The sequence below is a fragment of the Dyadobacter sp. LHD-138 genome (genome assembly GCF_030929615.1).
Lineage (GTDB): Bacteria > Bacteroidota > Bacteroidia > Cytophagales > Spirosomataceae > Dyadobacter.
Genome location: NZ_JAVFVU010000023.1, coordinates 102,694 through 129,397 on the forward strand (window position 1 = coordinate 102,694; position 26,704 = coordinate 129,397).

Sequence of the window (26,704 nt, forward strand, 5' to 3'; positions counted from 1 at the left end):
TATCCATACCAATGAAGCATAATTTTTACTTTTCTACCTTTCATCAACACACGTTTGCCGGTCTATTAGCCATGGCCGTTACCACTTTCTCTGCGCAGGCACAGGAAGTGGTTTTATCTGATTCTACCCGAGAAAATATATTAAATCCTGTTGTGGTAACGGCTACGCGTTATGAAACCAGAAAGGAAAAAATTCCTCAGAAACTGGATATCATCAGTCGCCAGGATATTGAAATGACCCCTTCCAATGACCTGACTGATATTGTCCGTAAAACTGCTGCCGTGGATGTCATTCAATATCCGAACCTTTCGTCGGGGATCGGTATCCGTGGATTTCGTCCGCAGTTCTCTGGATTAAACCAGCGTACTCTGCTCTTGATCGACGGCCGTGCCGCAGGAGCCACCAACTTATCTCAGATCAACTTAAATGGTGTCGAAAGAATTGAGGTTTTAAAAGGACCTGCCTCTTCTTTGTACGGATCTCAGGCGATGGGCGGCGTCATTAACATCATCACACAACGATCAAAAGGAGATACAAAAGGCAACGGATTTATCGAATACGGAAGTTTTCAAACATTGCAGGCGGGTTTGAATGCGGGTGGGAATCTTACCAAAAAACTGGATTATGACATGTCATTCTCCTATTTTGAAAGATCAAAAGATTATAAAATAGGGAAATGGAATTTGTTTCGCGATGCTTTTGATTATACGACGGTTAGAAAAAACTACACGACTCAACCCGTTCAGGATGTCGATGAGCGCAGTGCCGACGGTGTAAGAAGACCTTATACCAAGCTGCATTATTTTTCGGGTGCCTTGCGGTTGGGTTATCAGTTGAACGAAAATTGGCGGATTGATATTCGTGGGGATAAATTCCAGGCAAAAAACGTAGAATCGCCGGGAGAAATTTCTTCGGGTTCCACCGAAGCAAGCACAAAGGATGTTGACCGCGCTGCATTTGATGTGGCTTTGACGGGTAAAATCGGTAATCACAGTCCGAGCCTGAAAGTTTTCACCTCGGAAGAAAATACAAAAAACTATACACTCAACACATCAGGCAAGCCGGTTATTCCATTCCGTTCTGCGGAATTGGGAAATTCCTGGAAAGGCATTCAGGTAAAGGATGTCTGGTCCATCGGTAAGCATTCTTTAATTGTAGGTTATGATTATCTGAATGCTTCAACCAAGAGCCGACGCTGGACAAACGACACAACCGAACGCGCACCAACGCAGCCGGCTTATGCCATTATTTCTTCCGCATTTTTTGCCCAGGCCATGTTGAACTTCGGTCGCCTGACAGTGCAGCCAGGTGTCCGTTATGATAACATTACCTTTGATGTAAAGGAAACGGCACTTTTGCCGACGTATAAATCAGGTAAAAAAACGAATCCGTTTACAAGTCCGAGCTTAGGGCTGAGTTATGAGCTGATTCCTGCACTGCGGGTAAAAGGAACCGTTGGACGCGCTTTTGTAACCACAGATGCGTACAGCGTGGCAGGATATAACGAAATACGGGATTCAAAAGGAAGAATTGCGGTTACGGCCGGAAACCCTGATTTGAAAAACGAAAGCAGTGTGAGCTGGGATTTGGGTTTGAGTTTTAATAAACCAAAAACAGGTCTTTCAGCTAACGTAACGTATTTTTCAACGAAGGTAACCAACCGGATTGCCAAGGTGATCAGAACGGTTAATGAACCGCTTGCCAATAAAGATGTCATCGTTTCCCGTGCTACTTTTGTCAATGCGGCGGATGCAGAAATCAACGGTTTGGAGACCGAAGTGACTTATGATTTCGGCGCACTTTCAAATTATCGTTATTCCTTGAAAGCGTATATCAATGCAACTTCCATGTTTAAGGCAGCAGAAGATATCGTGGGAACTGACGAATCGAAAGTTACCCGCGATATTCAGAATGTGGCTAAAAACACATTCAACTATGGTTTGGAATATGATAACCTGAAATGGCTTCGTCTGCGTTTGTCGGGGCGTTCGATTGGAACACGCAAGGATATCGACTACACGGATCCGATCAATCCAGTGATCGATTATCCTAAATACATGGTATTGGATTTTACGGCGGCTTTCAAAATCGCTCAAAAACATACGCTGGCGTTAAAGGTTAATAATGTAACCGATGAAAATTATTATGAAAAACGTGGCTATAACTTGCCCGGTCGCGCTGTTTCAGTACGTTATACAGTTGCATTTTAGCATAAGCTAACCGGTTTTCGGTAACGCGCGTACCGAATTGTTTACCGTCGGGATAATAATATAAATCCTTCATCCGTATCTTAGGATGAAGGATTTATTATTTGCGACATCTCAATCCAACTCATCATGCGACTACGGATTTACTGCCTCATTATATTTTCATGCATTTTTCAGTTTTTAACTTCGGTTTGTCAGGCGCAGTCTGCATTTAACGTGGTTCCGCTTGGGGTTAAAGGCGGGGTTGAGGAAGGGAATATGTCGGCGTATATGATGGCGCCGGTCAATTCGACGGCTTACGTTTGCCTGGATGCCGGCACCATACACCAGGGAATCGAAATGTCTGTTGCCAACGGAGCGTTTGCTGCAACGACCGACCAGGTTTTCAGGCGTTTTATCAAAGGTTATCTGATCTCACACCCGCACCTCGACCATATTTCCGGTCTGATCATCAATGCGCCTGAGGATACGGTCAAGAGTATTTATGGCTTGCCAAAATGTATCGAAATTGTTAAAAAGCACTATTTCAACTGGGAAAGCTGGCCGAATTTCGGAAGTGACGGTAACGGTGTTTCTTTGAAAAAATACAAGTATAAACCGTTGACGGAAGGGCAGGAGGTAAGTCTGGAAAATACAGAAATGACCGTAAAATCTTTCTCACTCAGTCACGGGAATCCTTATGAAAGTGCCGCGTTCCTGATTCAGCATAATGGAAAACAGGTTTTGTATTTTGGAGATACCGGTCCCGACGAGGTGGAAAAATCAAACAAACTTCAAAAAGTCTGGGAAGCGGTTGCTCCGTTAGTCAAAACAAAAACGTTAACCGGCATTTTCCTTGAAGTTTCCTATCCCAATGAGCAGCCTGATGATAAACTTTTTGGGCACCTTACGCCCGCATGGCTGATGAAAGAAATGAATAAACTGGCTGCGCTGGCGGGAAAGGAAAATATGCGCGATTTAAAGGTTATTGTTACGCACATCAAGCCGACGGGACAAAACGAGGTAATCATCAAAGGCCAGCTGAGCGATGGCAATGCGCTGGGACTTGACATTATTTTTCCGGAACAGGGAAGTGCTTTCGAGTTATAAAAATGCCACGAATTCAGACGGCAAACATTTACGAAATTCGTGGCAAAGAGAAAGTTATGGCTAAAACAATCCGATTTGCTTGGAGGCATTTGGATTATGCGGAATTTTAATGTCCGTCCCAAACTCCTTGTTGACTTTTTCGATCAGATAAGCCGATAGAAGGGGAGAGGCTTCTTCGTGATTTTGGTGCACAAAGAAATAGATGTTTTCAATGCCGGCATCTACCCATTTTTTCAACCGGTCCATCCAGTCGTCCAGGCGCGTGTAATCAGAGTCCACATTAGCTCCGTTATAGCGGACAAATGCCGTTGGGGTCGTCAGGCGCATATGCAGCAGGTCGCGGCGGCCGGCGGTATCGGTGATGATGTGTGTGATATTTTTCTTTTCGAGATGTTCATAAAGGCTGTCGCTGTTCCAGGATCCGTCATACCAGCCGGTATGCCTCAGTTCAAGTGCCAAAGGAAATCCGGACGGCCATACTTCCAGATAATCTCTTAGAACTTCCCAGTTTTTCGGTCCGAAGTTATCCGGCAATTGCAGAAACAGCATGCCCAGTTTTTCTTCAAGATGTGAAATATGATCCAGATACACACTCGTTGGGTCTTCCGCATCTTTCAACCTTTTCCAATGACTGATCCCCTGGTGCAATTTTGGGAAAAACCTGAAACCTTCCGGAGTTTTATCATGCCAGCTGTCAATGGTATCAACCGGGAAATTGTTATAAAAGGTAGCATTTAATTCAATGCTGTTGAATTGTGTGGCATAATAGGCAAGCTCGTCTTTTGTACCTTTTGGATAAAAGTTTTTCAGGTCGGACTTATTCCATTTTGCACAGCCGATAAAAATCTCCGGCCTGCCTTTTTTCGATTTTTCTAAAACGATCTTGTTATCCTTATGATCGGGAGGAAGTACGAAATCAACTTTCTCCGGGTTTTCAATTTTTCCGAATTTCATGGCGCTATATATGGGAGTAAGGTTTGGGAAAGGTGACGGGAGGTTTAAATTTACCAAATATTTCAGGTATCGAAGCTCCAAAAACTAATTGAGTAAAAAAAGTGCCATGGTTAATGAGCCATGGCACTGTCACTTTGTCAAAATTATCTTCCGAAATCATCCTGAACGCGGACGATATCGTCTTCATCCGATGGATTGGAAGGATCCGTATGTTGCCAGATTTCGGCCACAACACCCCATTCGTCAACACCGATCAAACGGTGGCGCTCACCCTGATTCAGGCTGATCACCGTTCCGATTGGCAATTGTTTCATTTCCGTTTCTTCATCCGTATCGCTGATCACAATACCCGCGTTGCCACCGATCACTTTCCAGATTTCGGCACGACGGTGGTGATATTGCCATGATAAACGTTTTTCAGGAGCCACCACTAAGATTTTTGGGCTTAGCTTTTCATAACCTGCAAAATCTTCCAGGGATAAATGCGGGAAGAATGTTTTGATAAACTGTGGCGCCTGGCTTTCGTCAAGTACAAAAAAGCCTCCCCAAGGACGAGAATGGTCTTTAGCTACAACATTGAAGCCTTGTTCGTCAATGAACTTCTGTACATTTTCGAAAACAATAGCTTTGTCTGTTGAAGCAGGAAATACGTCAAGCATATTTTGATAAGTTTGGTTATGATCCGATAAACCTCAAAATTAGGATAAAAAGCAAAAAGATGCTCCGATATTTTGGAGCATCTTTCGAAGAGGCTGTCGTATCTTATTTATCCCACCACATTTTGGTCATGAAAGTATCTCCACCTTGTCGTGTGATCGCTTCTTTGATGTTGTCGTTTACACCCACCTCACTTTGCGGATAACGCAGGCGGCGGGGGATTTGACCGTTGGTTTCATTTCCAGGATAGTTTACGGGAATCAGTTTTGGGAATCCTGTTCTGCGCCAGTCGGCCCAGGCCTCCATGTGGTTTAGTACGGAGCCATTGATCAGCCAGTTTTCTGTTTGGATCGCTTCCATTTTTGCATCCAGGCTGCCAGCCGGATAAGGATTTGCGGCTGCATAAGCTTTTGCATCTGCGTCGGTCAGTATACCGCCATAAGAATTTAGCTGAAGAATCGCCGCTGTTTGTCCCGCCTCAAAGGCTGCTTTGGCGTCACCCGCAGACCAGCCACGTTCAATCGCTTCGGCTTTCAACAATTGAGATTCGGCATAGGTCATGATGAAATACGGGTTACTCAACGCATACATGTTTGGTGCAGTGCGGGAATAGTTGTCCAGATTTTTTTCAGGAAGCGAAGCCAATGCGGTGGCATCGGTTCCGCTTGGAATACCTATTTGTTTGTCAACAGAGCGGTCGCCATTTTTTAGCGCAGCCACAACCGGAAGTCGGGGGTCTTTTCTTGCTTTCATCATATCGATGAAGGTTTTGGCCCATTGGATATTATTTCCATCGGCGATTTTTCTCCCCGCGCCCAGGTTCCATGAGTTGGCGTTGGAGTTGTTTCCTGCTCCGGTTTTGTCCATTTTAATGGCAAAGCTATCATCATTGCTGGTCATAACACCGGCATCAATAGCCTTCTTTGCCCAGCTTTGTGCATTGGCTGCGTCGGCTTTTTGCATACGCAAAGCAATGCGCAGCATCAAAGAATGTGCACCTCTTTTCCACTTTTCAAGATCACCGCCATAAACAAAATCAGCGGTTGTGGGTTTGTATGAAGAGGCATTAAATGCCTTGGTCGCTTCATCAAGCTCTTTCAGCATGTCCATGTAGATGGCCTGCTGCGCATCATATTTGGGAGAATTGATCTTGCTGATAAATCCTTTTCCGGCTTCTGAATAAGGCACGTCGCCATAAAGGTCCGTCAGGAATGAAGTTTCAACCACCCTCAGTATTCTCGCCATGGACAATATGTTCACATCTTTGGCATCCTTGCTTGCCAGATCGATCAAGTTCACCAGGTTTTTTATCGAGTTGGGATAAGAGCTTTCGAAATAGGCTGCGCTTAAATCGCCCTGAAAAGTATAAACGGTTCCGCGGTAAAAATTCACCTCCACCGAAGCCATTTGCTGCATGATACAACCTGCATAAATAAAGTTGGCGCGCCAGGATTTATAACCGGGGTCACCGGCAGAACCGGCAAGCAGCAGCGATGATTGACTTAGCAGATAGTCCAGAGGAACAGACGCCGGAGCATTCGGATTAATGTTCACTTTCTCAAAGTCCTTCGTGCAAGAACCCAAAAAGGTCATCAGACTGAAAAGGATTAATATTTTATGTCTCATAATGTTATCTTGTTTGATATGATACCGACTCTTTTAGAATTTCAAATTCAGGTTAACGCCCATACTGCGTGTTGGCGGAGCGCTGTAAAATTCCAGCCCCTGCGCGTTCGAACTGTTGTAATTTGATTCAGGATCGATATTCGGTGTTTTCTTAAATAATATAAAAAGATTACGTCCGGTCAGAGACAGTGAAACCGCTTTAAACGGAGATTTTGGGCCAAGATATTTCGTTGGTATTGCGTAATCGATGATCACTTGACGCAGCTTCACAAAGTCAGAACTATACACAAACGGTGTGGCAATGTTGTTGGCTATTCGTTCATAGTACGGCTGTGCATCCACACGAATGGTATTAGGTTCGCCTTTTTCGTTTACCCCTTCGCCGATAAGTCCGCCGTCACGTCCTACAAGTGTTTCGATTTGATTTCCGCGCCGGTAGCCCAATGCGTTTGTGCCTGAGAATAATTTTCCACCGAATTTACCGTCTACCAGGAAGCTCAATCCGAAGCCTTTGTAGCGGAACGAGTTAGTGAAACCTAGTGTCCATGGTGAAACCCCGGAACCATAACTGATCAGCTCACCCTGAAGCGGATAACCCTGTGCATCGTATACCACGCGGCCTTGTGCGTCACGTTTGAAATCAAAACCTTTTACCTGGCTGTAAGGAAGGCCTATGTCCTGGTGTACGTATGCCGTTCTGGTTCTGTTTTCATCCACACGTAACGTTTGCAGATTGTCATACAGGTTGATAACCTCACTCTTGTTGTAGGCCATATTAAAGGATGCATTCCAGGTAAAGGAATTCTTTTTCAGTGCTTCAAAATTCAACAAAAGTTCGATACCCTTGTTCGATATTTCACCTACATTAAACGTTGCCGCATTGTAGCCTGAGGTATAAGATACGGTTGCATTGACAATGTCATTGGTTGTTTTTCTCGTATAAAATGCGATGTCAGCGGTCAGACGATTGTTGAATAATCTTGTTTCGAGTCCAGCTTCAAAGGTTGTAGAGGTTAATGGCTGTAACAGACTATTGGGTATTTCTGAATTGTTGATCTGGGCCAGCGGAGCACCGTTGTGCGCACCGGAAAGTGCGTAGGTAAGTAATAATTTATATGGATCAGTTGCACCACCGGCCTGTGCCCATGAGGACCTTACTTTCAGGTAATTGATCGCATTCGGCATTTGTATCGCCTCTGAGACGACAAAACTACCACCCACGGAAGGATAAAGTATACTGTTGTATCCTCTGGCCAGCGTTGAGAACCAGTCGTTTCGTGCCGTGGCCGTTATGAACAGATAATTGTTGAAAGAAAACTCACCGGAGGCGTAAAGTGAATTGATACGTTTTTCAATGTAGTTTTCACTGGAACTTCTGGCAGCTGGATCGATGTTGGAAATATCATAGAAAAACGGAATGTTAAAGTTGCTTCCGCCAAGGTTGGTAAGGCGGTTAACATTGCGCATCTGGTTTCCGCCCAGAATCAGGTTTAGCCCAAACTTATCTCCGAATTTCTTGTCGACACCCAGCATCAAGTCCATATTACGCTCCATAAATTCTCTTTGATTGGAGGTATAGGAGCCCAGCGTTTTGTAGGCGGTACCATAAGGCTCGATGGAACGATAGCGGTAATTGAAATAATCGATCCCGATACGTCCTTTCACATAAAGCCAGTCGGTAAAGTCAAATTTAGGTTCGATGGCACCGATCACCCGGTTTTTCTGATCATTGTTAACGAAATCGTAGGCTGCGAAATAAGGGTTGGTCACATAAACGTTATCAGACCAAACGAGCTCATTTCCTTTGGCGTCATATTTGCTGTCTTTGAACGTGTTAACGTCCATGGAAGAAGCAAGAGAATAAAGCGTGTAATTGGCATTTCCCGGAGAATCGGATAGTCTCGGTCTGTTTTTGGTTTTTTCAAAGACGTACTTGATGTTGGTAAGGATCGTCAGTTTTTTGCCAAGCGTTGAATTAACATTCAAAGCAAAGTTATTACGGTGCAGCGTATTGTTTGGCATTACCCCTTTGTTATCCATGTTATTCATGGAGAAGCGATAAGTGCTGCTGGCCGCCGCTCCTGAAAAGGCGACACTGTTCGTGAAAGTACTTCCCATCTGGTAAAATTTCGTCAGGTTATCCCGCTGTGCAACATAGGGTCTGGATACGCCATCGTACTGAATCGCATTGGTGCCATCCAGTTTCGATCCCCAGCTATTTGAGGTAAGGGCCTCTGCGACCGTTGTGGGCTTCAAACCTTTATTACCCATTCCGTATTGGTACTGGTAATCTTTGAATTCTTTGATCAATAAGTCCTCGGCAAGGAAATTGCTATTAACTTCCAGGCCAATACCTTTTTCTTTTTTTCCACCTTTTGTTGTCACAAGGATGGCACCGTTGGATGCCCGTGAGCCGTAAAGCGCTGCGGCCGTAGCACCTTTCAAAACGCTGATGTTTTCAACTTCATCGGGGTTTAAACTCGAAATCCCGTCGCCCTGGTCAGCGCCTCCCCACATGCCTGCCTGCCCAAGATTGTCATTGTTAATCGGTATACCGTCTACAACGATCAGTGGCTGGTTATTTCCGGAAATGGATCCGTTTCCTCGCAGGGTTATCCGTGTGGAACCTGCCGGTCCTGTGGCTGTTCCGGTAATATTAAGACCGGCCACTTTGCCTGCGAGGGAATTTGCCATGTTTGGCGTGCGGGCAACGGTCAGTTCTTCTCCCTTGATCTCGGAAACGGCATAACCAAGTGCTTTTTTCTCCTTTTTAATACCAAGCGCAGTGACGACAACTTCATTCAGTGCGGTGGCTTCGACGGTCAGCGAAACATCAAGGACGGATGCATTGACTGTGATTTCTTTTGAATTGTATCCGATGAAACTGAAAGTAAGCACTTTGCCTTTTTCGGCCATGATGCTGTATTCTCCCTTGTCGTTGGTGGTGGTGCCGCGGTTTGTTCCTTTCAGAACCACATTGACACCGGCAATTTCACTTCCTCCTTCTTCAGTCACTTTCCCCGTTACCGTCATTTCCTGGGCAAAACCCACGGTGACGAGTAAGGAAAAGAAGAGTGCTGTCACTAGTACATTTTTTCGCATACTGCTTTCAAGTTTTAAAATAGGTTAACTGGACTCTTGTAGATAAAATTAATTATACAAATAGTTACATCTGGTTGATTTTTCTATTGATATAGTTAAATTATTTATTGCAAATTTACCATTTGAAAATTAGCCGTATATAGTCGTATTTTATCAAAAAATAACACAGTTATTATCTTCGGAAAGCCGGTATAGCGATGGGTTGTAATGATAATGAGTCAATTGATACAAATTTTAATTGTATCAATTGGCTCATTATTAGTTGTTTATGTTCGGTTGTTTCGTTTGGTGGTAGCTGATTTAGATGCAGCTACGTACAATGGTATATTTTTTAGTCTTTTTGATAGAAAATCACGGTATGGAGCGGAGTAGCTAACACCGATTTGTAATCGGTGTTGCCTGGTTCAGCGTTTTTAACTTTATCATTTCTTTGCGTTACAAGGCTAAACCATTCCCGTCCCGATTGCAAATCGGGACGGCCTAAATACGTCTCAAAATTTCCATACAGGCTCTGGCATTATGATACGGACATTTCCAGAAGCCGATTTTATCTTCCTGCATTTTTGAGTAGTCGTCATGAACGCCCCAGAACCATTCGCCTTTTTCTTGATCCAATAAATGTTTTTGAACAAATGCCCAGAGTCCTGCGACTTTTTCCAGATAACGGTCATCGTTGCTGATCTGATATACATTTAAATACCCAACCATACCTTCTGCCGAAACCCACCATTCCCGGTGCGTGTCCGTGCGGTGGGTTGCAGGGTCATATTCATGGATCAGGCTTCCATCGGGCATAAAGCCTCTGGCAGCTGCATCGGCCATTCTGAGCGCAATCTCTTTCCATTTTTTTATCAGTGCCTGATCGTGTAAAATTTCAGCCGCTTCATGTAAAAGCCAGCTTGCTTCGATATCGTGGCCGTAAGAAACAGCTTGGGATTGACTTTCCCATTTTCCGTTAAAGAACAATTGCAAATGGAAAGTGTCGGGATCGATGATATGTTTTTCAAAAACTTCCAGCAGATGACGGATTTTTGCTGCGACACGCGGTTCAGGCCATATGCGGTAGAGATTTACATAAGCCTCCATGATATGCAGGTGCGTATTCATTGTTTTGGGATCGTTCCGGTCTTTTTCGCTTAACCGCAAATCGGTCATCGGTTGCCAGTTTGCGCTGAAAGCTTCCCAATAACCACCATTTTTATGATCGTAGCTATTTTTTTCAATTAGCTCAAAGAGTGAAATGGCAAAATCCAGGACTTCCTGTTTTTTGTTATTTCCGTAAAATTCGCTTAATCCGTAGATCGTAAAAGCCAGCCCGTAAATCTGTTTTCTGGTGTTGCGTGGTTTTCCTGCGGCATCCACGGACCAGTAAACGCCGCCATTTTCCTGATCGTGGAAATGATTTTGAATGTAATCGTAAGCGCGTTCGGCCAGGAGGTGGTGAGCCGGATTTTTGAAGTTGTTATAGGCTGCGGCGAACGTCCATAAAATGCGGGCATTTAATACGCAACCTTTTTCCGCATCGGTATGAACAACTCCTTCATGATCCATTTTCCCAACGAAGCCACCCTGGGGAATATCACTTGCGTGATTTTTCCAGAAATCCAGGATCGCGTGTAGTTCGCTCTCGATCTCAGATTTAAAATAGGACAGTTTTTCTAGCATTATATGGCAACAGTATGACCGGCGCGGGTCAGGTTTTTGTTAATCAAACCGGTCAAAGTATCAACCGACGCTGCCGAGCGGAACCCGTCAGCCGGTGTGTTAACGACATAATCGAGCAGCTGCGTTAATGACGTAGTCGCCACATGCAAGCGTGTGTCGGATGAGGCGTAGTAGATAAATACGGTTCCGTCTTCATCCAAAATCCAGCCGTTTGAGAAAGTTACATTGGAGACATCACCAATCCGTTCTTCGCCTTCGGGGGCTATGAAGTAACCAGCTGGTTTGTAAATCACTTTGGTAAGATCATTTAAATCCGTCATAAACATATACAGCACGTAACGCAATCCGGCGGCCGTGTTACGAACGCCGTGCGCGAGATGCAGCCATCCCATTTCTGTTTTAACAGGTGCCGGTCCTTGTCCGTTTTTAGCTTCGTAAACGGTGTGGTATTGTTTTTGGTCCACGATGAATTCTTTCTCGATAACGGCGTTATCAATCGTTTCAGCGTAACCAAAACCGATACCTCCACCGGAACCTGCTTCGATAAATCTATCCTGGGGACGGGTGTAAAAAGCATATTTCCCGTTGACAAATTCCGGGTGTAAAACCACATTGCGTTGCTGGGGAGAAGGGGTGATCAGATCCGCCAGGCGCACCCAGGTTTTCAGGTCTGTAGTGCGGGCAATGCCGCATTGCGCGATGGCCGAAGATTCGTCTCCCGGTCTGGCGTTGGGATCTTTGCGTTCCGTACAGAAAAGTCCATAAATGAATCCGTCTTCATGCCTGGTCAGGCGCATGTCGTAAACATTTCCATCGGGTTCTCCCGTTTCAGGCATCACGATCGGATGATCCCAGAATTTGAAGTTATCCACCCCGTTCGGACTTTCCGCAACGGCGAAAAACGACTTACGGTCGGATCCTTCCACACGGGCAACCACAAGATATTTACCGTCATGTTTGATGGCGCCGGCATTGAAAGCAGCATTGATCCCGAAACGTTTCATTAGAAACGGATTGGTGTCCGGGTTAAGATCATATTCCCAGAAAATGGGCGCGTGCGCGGCTGTCAGAACAGGATGTGTGTAACGGTCGTAAATTCCGTTTCCCGGCCAAATTGACTGATTTTTACGTTCAATAAGTAAGGTGTGTTCTTTTTGAAGCTGCGTTAGTCTCGTTTTAAAAACTGACATAATGATTCAATATTTTCGATGAGATACAAAAAAATATTTCTGAAATATTAAGCTGCGGGGAGCTTGTTGTACCAGGTTTTCCACAGGATAATGACGCACAGACCAAGGATCGCAGCGGTAATGCCAATCTGAAGAGGCATCATTAACACGACAAATACCGGTAAGGCAGTAATGGAAGTTTGTCCGATGGTGCCGATAACGACGTTGAACATATCCATTTTGAAATTGCGGTTAGCCATGAAACTGGGGTCTTCTTTTACTACTTCGTCATGAATCGGCCCCCAGAAACCCCAGGGTTTTACATTCTTGTAAAATTCCTTTAAAACTTCTGTGTCTGTCGCGGGTGTCATGAGCGAACCCAAAACAGAGCCAAGTGCCGACAGAACCAGAATGACCGGGAAATAATAAAGCGGCACGGTATCGGTGAAAATGTATGGTAAAACCATCGCGGAGACAATTCCTGCAAGCATTCCCCAGAAGAATCCATTGCTGTTAAATCGCCACCAGTGCCATTTTAAAACATTCGAGGCGATATATCCGCCATACAACGCGGACACAATCCATTGCAGAATGCTGTTAACGTCCTTGGCAAAGAAACCGAGCAAAATGCTGATGGTGACTACGACCAGTCCGGTCAGATAATTCATCTTTTTGATCTGCTTGTTGCTGGCGTTCGGGTTAAAGGATTTTAGATAAATATCATTGACCATATAGGCCTGAGCGGCATTAAAGGTACCTGCAAAAGTGCCCATAAAGGCGCCCATCAAACCGACTAAAACCAGTCCCAGTAACCCCGATGGAATGTAAGCGTTCAGTGCCGCAGGAAGAATCCGTTCAAAATCCTGTCCATTTGGTGAGGCAATGTTGATGTCTTTATAAAAAAGCAGGCCCAGCACTGCGATGCCGATGATGAGCAGGTAGCGTGTAGGCAATAAAACCACATTAACGATCATGCTCATCAGTGCCGCTTCTCGCGGCGACTTTGTCGAAAGAATTTTTTGCATGTCGTAATTTGGCGCTGGCCCGGCCAGACTTGAAAGAATTCCTTTGGCCGTCATCAATGCAAAGAAATACCCGAATGGCGAGAAACCGTCTGCTTTAATTTTATCATTTACTTCGTCGATATAACCTGTCCAGTCCAGGTTGAGATCTTTTCCGAAAAACAGATCTGTCCAACCCGGCGGAGCGGGTAAACTTCCGTGATCAGCCAGGGCTTGCATTGCGATAAGTGCAATGGTAATAGATACAAAAACCATGATGATATAGTGGATCAGATCGGCCCAGACGATACTTTTCATGCCTCCTAAAAGAGAGTAGAAGACGGTAAAAAGGGTGAAAATAATGCCATAGGTATGTGCCACATATTCAGGCGCGAGGGTGAAAGGCACGTAGGGTTGGACCAACGGCCAGGGGATGAATATTTCAATAAATTTCCCTAATCCGATGAACCCGTAAGCCATAAAGCCCAGGCAGCTCAACAAGGCAAAAGCGATGATGATCTTGTGAGAAAGCTGTGCATCACGCTTGTTTCCAAAACGTGTCAGCATCCATTCAGCACCCGTGGAAACATTGGATCTGCGCAGCCACACCGAGAGATAGACCATCAGGAAAATCTGGTTGAAGACCGGCCATAACCAGGGCAGCCAGATACTTTTTACACCATAAACAAACATGATCGCAACCATCCAGGCGGTTCCGGAAATATCGAACATGCCCGAGGCGTTAGAAATTCCCAGCATCCAGTAAGGCATTGACTTCCCGCCGAGGAGATAATCGTTTTTACTTCGTTCCGCCTGTTTTTTCAGTACGAGTCCTATAACGGTTACCAGTACCAGATAGGCGATGATGACCAAGAAATCGGCGAGTTGAATTTTCATGTATAATGGGTTAATTACTTATTTGAATCACATTGCTGGCGGAACAGGATTGCCGGATTTATAAAGCTGAATGTAAAACAATTTAATTCTTATCAACATTAAAATGAATTGAAAGTGTAAATTCTGGGTGAGCATGGAAGGATTTTTGCGCGATAGGAGCATCCTGTTTATAGAGAAATTCCAGGCTATATATCTTAATGACTCCATAGGTGTCGCCTGTTTCTGGTAAGAATACGGGGCGACTCTTACGGAGTCATTTTTATTAAGACACTTATGTTTCTATAAACTGGATGCGCTATTGAGCAGGTTACTTATCCATTAATATCCTGGATTTTGTGGTAAACCCCATGTTTGTACCTCGTTCAAAGGAATTGGCAAAACAGGAATCGGGTTGACAGAACCGGCAATCGAACGCTGCTGTGCACGGGTTTTTGTTTCACCCGAAAGCGAGTTGATATAAGTTCCGGTACGGATCTGATCCCACAAACGAAGTGACTCCATACCCAGCTCGACACGCCGCTCGTGCAAAATGGCATCGATCAACGCTGTGCCGGTTACGGAACCTGCAATGTCAGGAAGCGCTGTTGCGGGGATACTGGTAGGATCGTAGGTTGTGCCACCCACTTTTGAGCCCAGCGGCAATGTCGATTTACGTGCTCTTGCACGGATTTCGTTCAATGCAGCACGTGCCGTAGTTTCGTCGCCGGTTTTCGCTGCTGCTTCCGCTTTCATGAGCAATATTTCGGCATAACGCATTCTGCGGATATTCTGGCCAGAGGCAGATGCCTGCGCAGGCTGGACGATCGCAGCTTTACGGTTCAGGTAACCCGTCATGTTTTCAGCTGGGAATGCAACGGTTTGTCTGACACCAAACAGAATATCTCCGTTTCCGTAAACGGTCATCGCTTTACGCGGATCGTTGGCTTCGAAAGCATTGACAAGGCTGGTGGTAGGGTTATTGAAGCCCCATCCCCAGGTTGCGCGGTTGTTCTGGATCACATTATTGGTAACACCCGTTTTGATAGGGCCCCAGGTCTGACCCGATTCTTTTGCCTGAATTTCGAAAAGTGATTCGGTATTGTTTTCACTTACTTCGTCAAAAATAGCGGCAAAATTAGCTGTCAAGCCGTATTGTCCCGACTGGCTGATTGCATTTGTCAAATCAAGAACCTGTTTCCATGTATGGTTGTTGGTATTGTCCATACCAAGCTGGTACATAATGGCGCGGGCAAGATAACCACGTGCAGCTCCTTTAGTAGCACGGCCAAGGTCAGCTGCGCTGTACTGATTTTTCTCAGGAAGCATGGTGATCGCCTGTTCAAGATCTTTCTCGATGAAGGCATAGGTTTCTGGCAAAGTAGCACGTTTTGCCGTCGAGTATTCGCTTGTTTTTACGGGCTCCGAGAATAACGGCATTCCTCCAAAAAGGCGAACCAGATAGAAGTAATAATAGGCGCGAAGGAAATGTGCTTCTCCGGCAACACGTGTTTTTAAGGTATTGCTGATCGGCGCACTCTCGATGTTTTTCAACACCCAGTTGGCGCGGTATACCCCGATCCAAAGGTTCCCCCAAACACCAACAACGGGTGTGTTGGTTGGTAATGCTCTCCATTCTTTCAGATACTGGATATCCAGGAAGTCACTTGGCGTACTTCCTTTTTTAGCGTCGTCAGATAACACATCTCCCCACATCCACTCGTAGTTATGTGGCAGGTAATTGCCAAGTCCGTCGTTTCCTTCGTCATAAGACGAAACGTCATAAACAGCGTTAATGGCCAGAAGCGTATTGGTGGAGTCAGAGAAATAATTGGTATCGGTTTCACGCCCCAGTGGTTCTTTATCCAGGAAATCACTGCAACCCTGCAACAGCATAAAGGCTGTTATCAAAAGTGCCGGAAAACTATATTTTTTCATTTTTAGAAATATTTAATAGGGATTAGCTTGTAGCGGCTGACATCCCGTTTTGTCAGGTGTCAGTTGCTTTAAGGGTTGTTAAAAGTTTACGCTTACTCCGATTCTTCCCACGCGAGGCTGTGGATAAGCGCCCAGGTCAACACCGAAGTTCAATGGATTGTTGTTGAATTCACCAATCTCAGGATCCATTCCTTTGTATTTTGTGAAAGTCAGCAGGTTGTCCGCAGCGATGTAAACTCTGATGTTGCTGATGTGGAATTTCTCCATCACACCTTTTGGCAATGTGTAGCCCAACGTAAGGTTACGCAGACGCATGTAATTGCCACTGCTCACAAAACGGTCGCTGAACTGGTCATTGTTGTTTGGGTTAAGCTGCGTCATACGAGGTTGATCCGTGTTTGGGTTTTCAGGTGTCCAGCGACCCATACGGCTTGATATCGAGTTGAACATGCCGTTGGCGTTGTTCATCCAGTGTCCCAGACCATTTACAAGCTGAACACCCGTTACACCCTGCAAGAAGAAACTTAGATCGAAACCTTTGTAGCCAAGGCTCGCATTAAATCCGTAAGAAAGATTTGGTGTGGCGCTTCCAAGGTAGGTGCGGTCATTGTTATCAATAACGCCGTCATTGTTTAAGTCAACAAACTTCACATCTCCTGGTTTTGCATTTGGCTGAATTGCTTTTCCTTCTTTGGTATAAGCATCAAGATCTGCCTGCGTTCTGAAAATTCCGTCCGTCTTCAATCCGTAGAATACAGCGATTTCACGACCTATTTCCGTACGTGTTGTCTGTCCAAGACCTGTTACATCACCACCGGCGATCGGTTCGCCGCCACCCAGGTTAACCACTTTGTTCGTGATTTTGCTTACGTTAAATCCAATATCATAGGTAAAACCTTTAATGTGGTTTTTATAACCGATCGCCAGTTCAATACCCTTATTACTCATGCTTCCCGCGTTTACATACGGAGGACCAACACCTGCAAAAACAGGGATTGGGACACGGACAATCATGTTTTTGGTATCCTTGATGAAATAATCAGCAGTCAATGTCAAACGGTTGTTGAAAAATCCTGCATCCACACCGAAGTTTGAGCTTGTCGTGGTTTCCCATTTCAGATCCGGGTTGCTTGCCGTTGTAGGGGCAAATCCCTGAACCGACTGGTTGCCGAAAACGTACATGTTGTTACCTGTAACCGTTGTTGCATAACCATAGTTTGCAGCACTGTTCTGGTTTCCAACCTGTCCCCAGCCCGCACGTAATTTCAACTGGCTAATGGCAGGAATGCTTTTGATAAATGACTCTTCGGCAAGGTTATAACCGGCAGCGAAAGACGGGAAAGTTCCCCAGCGGTTGGCCGGAAGGAAACGTGAAGAACCGTCTCTGCGAAGTGTTGCCGTTAAGAGTAATTTCTCGTTGAAATTATAGTTCAAACGACCAAAGTACGACTGCAACGATTCATCCGACTGTGTAGCTTCAACCAGATAGTCCGTGCCTTTTGTTGCGGTAAGATACCATTGCGATTTGTCATTCGGTACATCAAGAACTGTCAGGAACATATCGCTGTATGTTGTGCGCTGCGCTTCAAAACCAGCCATCGCCGTGAAGCTGTGTTTGCCAAATGTTTTGGCATAAGTCAGGTAATTGGTCCAAACCCAGCCCAATTGTTCGCCTCTTCCTTCACGCAATGTGCTGTGCTGGCGCTGGTCGTCATTGGCCAGATAATATTGTGGCAAATATCTTTTGGCGTGCGTGGTTTTCCAGTTTACACCAAATTGCGTACGGAAATTCAAACCAGGAATGATTTTCGCATCCAGGAAGAAGTTGGAGTTAACCAGCGTTTCATACGCTTTGTTGTTCTTGTATTCATCAACAATACGCAACGGGTTGTAAGCACCGCCTTCGGGCACCGGACGGGTTCCGTAAAAATTGGTAACCGGATCCCACGCTTTCGCCAATGGAGAAACGGTCAGTGCACTGGTCAAAATACCACCGTACTGGCTTCCTACATATTGGGTTTTATCCGTGTTTGCATACGCGGCTGAAATGCCTGCGTCAAGCCATTTTGTTACATAAAAATCGTTGTTGAAACGCAGGAAAAGCTTTTTAAGCGGAGAGTTTTTAACAATACCGTCCTGTCCGAAATAAGTACCGGTAAGACTGTAACGGTGTTTGTCATTACCACCCATGATGTTCAGGCTGTAATTTTGAACCGAACCTGTCTGCATTACTTCATCCTGCCAGTTGGTTCCTTTGTCCGTGCCGTTTTTGAAAGCATTCAGTGTTTGGTATAACTTCTCGTTGGTAGGCAGTACGGTCCCGTCATTGCTGTATGATTCCAAACGTAAAGTAGCATATTGACTTGCATTCAAAACGTCTACTGTGTTCCATGTTTTCTGAACACCGGCATAAGTGTCAAATGAAATTTTAGGCGCTCCGCTTTTTCCTCTTTTGGTCGTGATCAGGATAACACCATTTGCACCACGTGAACCGTAGATGGCTGTGGCGGATGCATCTTTCAAAATTTCCATGGAAGCGATGTCGCCAGGTGCTAAAAAGCTGATGTCGCTGGTTTGGAAACCATCAACAACATACAAAGGATCACTGTTGTTGATCGTGCCAACACCACGGATACGCACGCGGACTGCTGCGCCCGGCTCCCCCGACTGACTAACAATATTAACACCGGGCACCCGTCCCTGAATAGCCTGTAATGGGTTTGATGTCGCGATTTTTGTGATGGCTTCTGCTTTTACCGAGGCAACCGCACCGGTAATATCGCTTTTCCTGGTAGTACCATATCCAACCACCACCACTTCATCCAATGCACGTTCGTCCGATGCCATCGTAATTGTGAAAGTTGTTTTGCTTCCGATTTCAACTTCCAGTGATTTCATTCCCACGGAGCTCAAAACCAATGTTTTCGCGTCTACCGGAACACCTAAAGTAAACTTTCCTTCCACGTCTGTGGTAGTACCAATGGTTGTACCTTTAATTACCACACCTACACCAGGTAGTCCTTCCCCTTTTTGATCTGAGACCGTCCCGCTTATATTTTGGTTCTGGGCCACTGCCATCAGGCAGCCTGCCAAAAACAAAGAGACGGTCATAAGTAATCTTTGAAACATGCTTATGACTCGTTTATCGTTTATGATTTTTAATACAAATTACTAGACTTTTTTGATCGATACTATAATACTATTTTATCTATTGATTGAAGTATTAAAACTTTTTTCAAGTAATATTTGATGCAAAAATTACAATATGTATTGCTATTGTATTATTTTAATGAATGTAATTGTATTATATCTATATTTCGTGTGCTGAAAATAAAAGTAACTACGATGATATTAAATATGGTACTATTATATCTTTTTTTGAAGTTTAATGCCTTGTTTGTATGGTGATAATGTGTGATTTTAACACTTTTGCAGTCGCGGTTTTGTGCTGTAATTATGTTCGGATGTATCAGAGTACGAGTGGTTTACAGAAGTGGGAGAGGGATGAAGAAATCAGATTTCGTTCGATGGAATTATTTCGCAGTATTGGAATTTTTGAGATTTTTAGCCCGCATTACTTTTCATGACCGAAGGACAGGCTTTCTGAAAAGAATTGTGTAGTTGTCATAGTTGCTATTCCAGGGGCACAAAAAAAATGGACGACATTGCTGTCGCCCATTTTCAATTAGGTATGTTTTACTAAACTTTCAAAGTCCAGCCAAAGATATCTTCTGTTTTACCGGTACGGATTTCAGTAAGGTAATCTTTTACTTTGTTTACGAAAGAATCTGTTTTCAATTCAGGTAACGCATAGTCCACGCCTTCATAAGCGATGGTTGCAAATGGGGATACTACCACCGCAGTTCCGGCTCCGAATGCAGATTCCAGACGGCCTTCTTTAAGCGCTTCGATGATTTCTTTAACAGAGACCCTGCGTTCTTCAACCGGAATGTTCCAGTGCTGCGCAATGGCTACGATACTTTTACGGGTAATACCGTCCAGCGTCGTATCCGATACAAACGGCGTTACCAGTTTCCCATCGATGACGAACATCACGTTCATCGTTCCTGATTCCTCGATGTATGCGTGCTCACGGGCATCCGTCCAGATCAACTGGTCGTAGCCTTCTTCCTGAGCCAGTTTTGCAGGGTATAATGAACCGGCGTAGTTGCCAGCGCATTTTGTTCCGCCCACACCGCCTTCCGCAGCACGGATGAAATGTGTTTCAACCTTAACTCTCGGTGGTTTCGCGTAATACGTGCCAACCGGACAAGTAAAGATGATAAAAGTATAGGTATCAGATGGTTTTACGCCAATGTAAGCATCCGTTGAGAACATGTATGGACGGATATACAACGAGCATCCTTCCTGAGAAGGTACCCATGCCGAATCCAGACGTAACAATTCCGTTAACCCACCCATGAAAACTTCTTCCGGAATGGTTGGCATGCAAAGGCGCTCGGCTGATTTATTAAAACGTTTCCAGTTGTCAATTGCACGGAAAAGGAGTGTGTCGCCTTCATCGCTTTTGTAGGCTTTCATTCCTTCAAAAATAGCCTGTCCGTAATGCAAAGCAGCAGTAGCAGGGCTTAGTGACAGGTCGCCATAAGGGACGATCCGTGAATTTTGCCACTGGCCATCACGGTATTCGGCAATAAACATGTGGTCGGCGATGTTCCGGCCAAAAACAAGGTTGTTAAAATCAACCTCTTTCAAACGTGAATTTCCCGTTTGCTGGATCTCTATTTGCAATGTATCGGCAGTCATAAGGCCTGAAATTTATGCTGAATATTAAGTACGCTTTTATTTCTGATTTTAGTCTCGCAATTTAATTAAATTATCAATAAAACGAAGATATTTAGTGTAACAATTATTTTTTTGAAGCTACCCTCGGTTTCCACGTAACTTCCTCAATTCCCAGTTCATAAGTCATCGCGCGGCAGAGCATAAAAAGGTAATCGGATAAGCGATTCAGATATTTTACGACGCTGTCCTCCACTTCTTCCTGTGTTTGCAAATGGATCACCCCTCTTTCGGCACGCCGGCAGACGGTGCGGGCAATATGTCCAAAGGAAACAGACTGATGACCGCCGGGCAGTACGAAAGCCCTTAAAGCTGGAACAATCGCATCGATTTCATCCATAGAAATTTCCAGCAGTCTGATATCTTCTTCCGATAAATCAGGCAGGATTTTCTTCGTTTGCTCAGGTTCGGATGCCAAATGGGAGCCAATGGTAAACAGGCGGTCCTGGATTTCTTTCAGTAAATCACGGCGGTTTTCGTTTACGGGCTGGTCGCGAAGCAAACCGATGTAGCTGTTCAATTCGTCAATGGTGCCATAGGCTTCAATACGGATATGTGCTTTGCTGAGGCGCGTCCCTCCAATCAGTGATGTGGTACCCTTGTCGCCGGTTTTGGTATATATTTTCATGGAAATATAGTTTAAATGAAGCGTTGTTGTGGTTTGTGTAACCCGGATGTTATGCGAAATCAACCGAAAAGTACTACAATTATTATGCTGCCCTGGGGCTTTTAGCAGGGAAATTTCCCGGATTTCATTGACCGGCAAGATTAATTAATCTATATACTCTTTGTCTGATTAGGTTTTGGGAAGTCTCCAACCTAATTTTGCACCCAAATTATGGCGAAAATAGAAAAGATAAGGAGGATTATTATTTCATGAAAATTGCGACATTTAGTATAAAAATATGGCGTTGGTTCTCAATGCTGCTTGTAATCGGTGCTTTGGTTTGGACTTATTCGGTTTTTCCTGAGCAGGTTGCCGTTGATTTTGCCGAGTCGGGTTTGGCGGAGGTTTATGTAAATAAAGAACATTTGTTCTATATCATCATGGCTTTTTTTATCCTGAACAATGTTGTGCTTACCGCATTTGCAAGGCAGATTCCTAAAATTGATGCTTCAAATTTTCCGATACCAAAAAGAAAAATCTGGGCTGAACACCGGGAAGCTTTGAACGAGCATCTGGTCAACTGGCTCTACTGTGTGGTAGCTGCCATTAACACCGTGATCGGTTTCAGTCTTTTGGCTTTGGCGACAATTAACAGCAACCAGTACAAGCTGGATGTTTTTGATTTTGCCTGGGTATTTTACCTTGGACTTGGCCTGATGCTATTGGTTTTCCTGCTTCCACTGCGTTTGTTCTGGACGCCAGTTCCCGAAGAAGAGGATACTTATTAAGATGGTCATGGAAAGTAACTGGCTGGAAAAGGCAGAATCTCTGCGTATAGAATCGTTCGACTATGATTTGCCGGACGAAAGAATTGCGCGTTATCCATTGGATCCGCGGGATAGCTCGAAGCTTCTGGTCTATGATCGGGGGGATATTCAGCATCAGAAATTTTCTGATCTGACCGGGAATTTACCGGAAAATACACTGCTGGTATTTAACGATACCAAAGTTATTCCGGCAAGAGCGCACTTTCAAAAGGAAACCGGAGCCACCATTGAGATTCTTTTGCTGCATCCGGAGCTACCCACCCGCATTATCAATGATGCCATGCTGGTTCATGATTCTTGCGTTTGGGAGTGTATGATCGGAAATAAAAAGCGGTTCAAGATTTCGGATACGCTGGCGACCAACCTGGTCGTGAACGGCGTTTCGGTGAAGTTGCAGGTGGCTTACCATGACTATGAAAAAAATCATGTGAAATTGTGGTGGGATCATGGCATTGCATTTTTGGATATCGTCCAGGCACTGGGAGAAATTCCTTTGCCGCCTTATCTGAAACGGGAAACAGAGGAAAAGGATAAGCAAACGTATCAAACCGTATATGCACGTCAGAATGGCGCGGTTGCGGCTCCAACGGCCGGACTTCATTTTACGGATACTGTTTTTAAAGCATTGGCCGATAAAGGAATCCGGCGTTCATTTTTGACCCTTCATGTGGGTGCGGGTACTTTTCAGCCCATTAAAGCCAGTTCTGTAACCCAGCATAAGATGCATGCGGAGCAGGTCGTATATTCCCGTCAGCTTGTTAACGAGTTACTGAAAAATACGGAAAGTATTGTGCCTGTCGGGACCACTTCACTTCGTTCTCTGGAAAGTTTGTACTGGTATGGCGTGAAATTATTTCGTGCCGAAACGACGCTTTTTACTATTGAAAAGCTTTATCCTTATCCGTTTGCATCCCATGAATTGCCATCGGCGGAGGAGTCGTTAACAGCCATTGCCGCTTATATGGACGCTCAAAACCTGGATGCAATTGTTGGGGAAACGGAGATTTTTATTTTTCCGGGCTATAAATTCAGGCTATGTAAAGGCTTGGTGACCAATTATCATCAACCAGGCTCTACACTTATTTTGCTGGTTGCGGCTCTGGTGGGCGAAGACTGGAAAAAGATTTACAAGGAAGCAATGGATCGCGGCTACCGTTTTCTGAGTTATGGCGATAGCTCGTTGTTATGGAAAAATGACTTTTAAAGGCCCTTCTCAGGGCCTTTTGCTTTTGGCCTGATTTTGCTGTAATTTGTCATGTGATTTTTGACAAACACCATGGGACAGGCACAAATAGCTGAGCGTAAGTATACCGTTTCCGAATTCCTTGAAATGGAAGAGAAAAGCGAGATTCGTCATGAATTCTATGATGGGGAGATCTTTGCTATGGCGGGAACTACGATGAATCACAATAGAATTGTAGGGAAGATTCGTGGGTTTTTGGGAGCAATTTTTTTCCCAAAAGGATGTGATGTCTTTGCTGAAAATATAAAAGTCGAAGCAATTGAAAACTTTTATTATCCGTATCCGGATGTTATTGTGACCTGCGCACCGGAAGATGTTAACGGGACTTATATTGTTCGGAATCCAAGCATACTGGTGGAGGTTTTGTCCAAGTCCTCTGCGAATTATGACCGTGGGTTTAAACTAAGAAGTTATCAGGAAATTGCATCGCTTCAATATTATATGCTCGTGGCTCAATATGAGTGTTATATAGAACTTTACTCCCGAACTGATCAGGAAGGTATCTGGACTTATCAGTCTTTTGATAAGCCGGAAACCGTGATCTCTTTTGATAAACTTGATTTTACAATGCCGGTTTCAGCTGTTTATGAAGGTATTGTGTTTTTGGAGGAAGAAAAGCCGGAATTTTGAAACCTGGCTATCGGTTTTACCAACTTGACGCTCTTTACTTAATACCAATCACCTCACTTAATACCGAAACCCCGTTTTCGTTAAAAGACTCAATCGCAAAGAAATAGGGTACGCCAACATTTAAGGCGCGAAGTTCGAAAGTATTGGGTTCGTCGTTCCAAAACTGATAGGTTTGGTATAATTTGCCCGGTGCAATGCCCCAAAGAATGTTATAGCCCACTGCGTCCGCTACTTTCTCCCAGGTTAAATCCACATTACGTTGATCTTTCTGGCGTATGGCCGTAAACTTTTTTGGTGTGGTCGGCGCTTTTTCAAAGCCATTGCCAAAAATCCTGAATTCACTGATGGCCAGAATTGGTGAAGCCACATGCACATGTTCATAACGTACATACCTTGCCCTGACCGGTTTTGTTAGTTCGATATAGGCACAGGGGCGGTCGCGTTTGGGGTCACTGGTAAGATCACTGACAATGATCCATTTTTTGCCGTCAAGAGAAGTCAGAATTTTAAATTGTGTATAGACTTTTTCCGGGTTGTTATCATAAATATCCGATTTGTAGTCAGTGTAATTGACCTGAACAGCCTTAACTTCCTGTTCTTTTTGCAGATCAATCGTGAGCGTTTCACCCGGTTTATTCTGTTTCGCAGCCCAAAAGGTCCGTGGATTTTCATCCGTGATTTTACTTGCCGACATCGTATCCAGTGTCGTAGAGACAACAACAGGTTTTTTATAAGATAAAAGCATCCACCCGGCAAAGAGTTCGTCGCCTTTTCCTGTCCACTTTTTGTCTGGCATTTTATGCGGGAAATCGCCAAAGCGGGTATTGGCAAACATGTGACCATCCTTGTCAAAACCGGCAGGATGTTGTACTATTCTTCTTTCCATAGCCCAGTTCAAACCGATCCAGGACGTCCCCGTGTTCCAGTAATTTCCATGGTTGTCCTGAAAAGTATTTCCATGTCCGGCGCCGGTAGCGAACCCACCCGGTTTGTAGGAAACGGGGTTATAGGGCGCATAGGTGAAAGGACCGAGCGGATCATTGGCAACATAGGTTCCGTTGGCGTAAACATTGTATTCTGTTCCGGGCGCGCCGTATTGCAGATAATATTTGCCGTTATGTTTGGTCATCCAGGCCCCTTCGGTAAAGGGTTTGAAAGGGTCGGAATGGTTTGGTCCGAAACGTTCCCAGCCATGTTCATATTGATTTAGCCAAAACATAGCCTTGTATTGATCTTTAAAAGCCAGTTTTTTAGAATGGTCCAGTTCTGCGCCAAAAATCGGATACACATTGGATGAACCCCAATACATAAACCATCGGTTCGTGTCCGGATCATGAAAAAGGGCAGGATCCCAGGGACCTATATCTTTTGGCAAACGTGGCGTCCACCGGTTGTAAAATTCCCAGATTCCCTTTTCCGGCGCGACCGAATACAATATTGGTCTGGATTCAAAAGTGGATTGAAATAAAAATAAAGTGTCATTGACCGAGGCGGCCGCTGGGGCGCACATATCTTCAAAAGGCCAGCGATTCGCCGTCAGGTATTTCCAGTTTAACATATCTTTTGAATGCCAGTAACCGCCGGAAATTGTTACGAAGAGAAAATATTCCGATTTATGGTTAATGATAACAGGATCCGCACCGGAGCGGTAGGAAACCTTTTCATTCAATTGTTCAAAATTGTATTTGTAATCGATATCCATCGGGTTGCAGTAGGTGCTTTGCTGCGCATAACTGATGTGTAATGTGCAGCACGACAGAATTATAATCAAGAGTGAACGAAATATCCAGATCATAGGATGAAGTGTATTTTGATAGAAAATCTTCTTATTATTCTAAAATAAAGGTACGAATTGTACGATGTAAAATATCAGAACCAGGGTGTCGACATTATTCGTTGCAATAAAATCAAGCGTTCCTACCGGAACGCCGGATAATCTGGGCTGGCGTTTTCTACCCACGAGTTGTACCGCTGGCACAAAGTTCGGCATCAACCGGGGTATGGATTTTAATAATTCTTGGGATAATGATTGCAATGGGATAACGATTGCAATATTTTACCTCTTTTCGCTCTGCCATCGGCAGATTTCGTAGGTAGCGCGATCGGGAATTATCGTAGCCGAGGCAGCGTTCCCATTGGAACGCTTGGTGGGTTTGAGGCGATGTGTTCTACCCACGAATTGTACCTCGGGTACAAAGTTCGGCATCAACCGGGGTATGGATTTTAATAATTCTTGGGATAATGATTGCAATGGGATAACGATTGCAATATTTTACCTCTTTTCGCTCTGCCATCGGCAGATTTCGTAGGTAG

The 26,704-nt window shown here is 44.6% G+C and carries 17 protein-coding genes; 5 read left to right on the forward strand and 12 right to left on the reverse strand.

Features of this window, described 5'->3' with window-relative positions; genetic code table 11:
* Positions 1-11 precede the first annotated feature (11 nt).
* Both RB622_RS18225 and RB622_RS18230 read left to right on the forward strand, forming a co-directional pair.
* Complete coding sequence (locus tag RB622_RS18225; protein WP_308048027.1) at positions 12-2,210, forward strand: TonB-dependent receptor; 2,199 nt, start codon at positions 12-14, stop codon at positions 2,208-2,210.
* A gap of 126 nt (positions 2,211-2,336) precedes the next feature.
* Positions 2,337-3,296, forward strand: a complete 960-nt coding sequence (locus RB622_RS18230; RefSeq protein WP_308048028.1) for a 3',5'-cyclic-nucleotide phosphodiesterase — start codon at positions 2,337-2,339, stop codon at positions 3,294-3,296.
* A 60-nt stretch (positions 3,297-3,356) separates the two neighbouring features.
* Here the strand turns inward: RB622_RS18230 and RB622_RS18235 are convergent, their stop codons facing one another.
* From RB622_RS18235 to RB622_RS18285, 11 genes are all read right to left on the reverse strand, one after another.
* A complete protein-coding gene (locus tag RB622_RS18235; RefSeq protein WP_308048029.1) occupies positions 3,357-4,250 on the reverse strand; it encodes a DUF72 domain-containing protein in 894 nt (297 codons plus the stop codon).
* A 143-nt stretch (positions 4,251-4,393) separates the two neighbouring features.
* Entirely contained in the window at positions 4,394-4,909 is a 516-nt protein-coding gene (locus RB622_RS18240) for a phosphoheptose isomerase (protein WP_308048030.1), read from the reverse strand.
* 103 nt (positions 4,910-5,012) lie between these two features.
* On the reverse strand, positions 5,013-6,533 hold the full coding sequence (locus RB622_RS18245) for a SusD/RagB family nutrient-binding outer membrane lipoprotein (RefSeq protein ID WP_308048031.1): 1,521 nt from the start codon (positions 6,531-6,533) through the stop codon (positions 5,013-5,015).
* Positions 6,534-6,566: 33 nt separating this feature from the next.
* The gene (locus RB622_RS18250; protein ID WP_308048032.1) at positions 6,567-9,635 is read right to left on the reverse strand and encodes a SusC/RagA family TonB-linked outer membrane protein; all 3,069 of its coding nucleotides are present in this window, start codon (positions 9,633-9,635) and stop codon (positions 6,567-6,569) included.
* Positions 9,636-10,115: 480 nt separating this feature from the next.
* Complete coding sequence (locus RB622_RS18255; protein ID WP_308048033.1) at positions 10,116-11,300, reverse strand: AGE family epimerase/isomerase; 1,185 nt, start codon at positions 11,298-11,300, stop codon at positions 10,116-10,118.
* Positions 11,300-12,490 carry a glycosidase gene (locus RB622_RS18260; protein WP_308048034.1) on the reverse strand — a complete coding sequence of 397 codons (1,191 nt, stop codon included), beginning with the start codon at positions 12,488-12,490 and terminating at the stop codon, positions 11,300-11,302. The genes RB622_RS18255 and RB622_RS18260 overlap by 1 nt, the downstream gene beginning before the upstream one ends.
* A gap of 47 nt (positions 12,491-12,537) precedes the next feature.
* Positions 12,538-14,367: a sodium:solute symporter family protein gene (locus tag RB622_RS18265; protein ID WP_308048035.1), complete on the reverse strand. Its 1,830-nt coding sequence runs from the start codon at positions 14,365-14,367 to the stop codon at positions 12,538-12,540.
* Positions 14,368-14,685: 318 nt separating this feature from the next.
* The gene (locus RB622_RS18270) at positions 14,686-16,281 is read right to left on the reverse strand and encodes a RagB/SusD family nutrient uptake outer membrane protein (protein WP_308048036.1); all 1,596 of its coding nucleotides are present in this window, start codon (positions 16,279-16,281) and stop codon (positions 14,686-14,688) included.
* Positions 16,282-16,359: 78 nt separating this feature from the next.
* Positions 16,360-19,410 carry a TonB-dependent receptor gene (locus tag RB622_RS18275; RefSeq protein ID WP_308048037.1) on the reverse strand — a complete coding sequence of 1,017 codons (3,051 nt, stop codon included), beginning with the start codon at positions 19,408-19,410 and terminating at the stop codon, positions 16,360-16,362.
* 570 nt (positions 19,411-19,980) lie between these two features.
* Positions 19,981-21,048: a branched-chain amino acid aminotransferase gene (locus tag RB622_RS18280; protein ID WP_308048038.1), complete on the reverse strand. Its 1,068-nt coding sequence runs from the start codon at positions 21,046-21,048 to the stop codon at positions 19,981-19,983.
* A gap of 103 nt (positions 21,049-21,151) precedes the next feature.
* Positions 21,152-21,712, reverse strand: coding sequence for a cob(I)yrinic acid a,c-diamide adenosyltransferase (locus RB622_RS18285; RefSeq protein ID WP_308048039.1), 561 nt, complete (start codon positions 21,710-21,712; stop codon positions 21,152-21,154).
* Positions 21,713-21,960: 248 nt separating this feature from the next.
* Between RB622_RS18285 and RB622_RS18290 the strand changes: the two genes are divergently transcribed.
* From RB622_RS18290 to RB622_RS18300, 3 genes are all read left to right on the forward strand, one after another.
* A complete protein-coding gene (locus RB622_RS18290; protein ID WP_308048040.1) occupies positions 21,961-22,479 on the forward strand; it encodes a hypothetical protein in 519 nt (172 codons plus the stop codon).
* Between the two features lie 7 nt (positions 22,480-22,486).
* Complete coding sequence (locus tag RB622_RS18295) at positions 22,487-23,722, forward strand: S-adenosylmethionine:tRNA ribosyltransferase-isomerase (protein WP_308048041.1); 1,236 nt, start codon at positions 22,487-22,489, stop codon at positions 23,720-23,722.
* A 72-nt stretch (positions 23,723-23,794) separates the two neighbouring features.
* Entirely contained in the window at positions 23,795-24,391 is a 597-nt protein-coding gene (locus RB622_RS18300; RefSeq protein WP_308048042.1) for a Uma2 family endonuclease, read from the forward strand.
* A 34-nt stretch (positions 24,392-24,425) separates the two neighbouring features.
* Here RB622_RS18300 and RB622_RS18305 read toward each other — a convergent pair whose 3' ends face one another.
* A complete protein-coding gene (locus RB622_RS18305) occupies positions 24,426-26,186 on the reverse strand; it encodes a family 43 glycosylhydrolase (RefSeq protein WP_308048043.1) in 1,761 nt (586 codons plus the stop codon).
* Between the last annotated feature and the right edge of the window lie 518 nt (positions 26,187-26,704).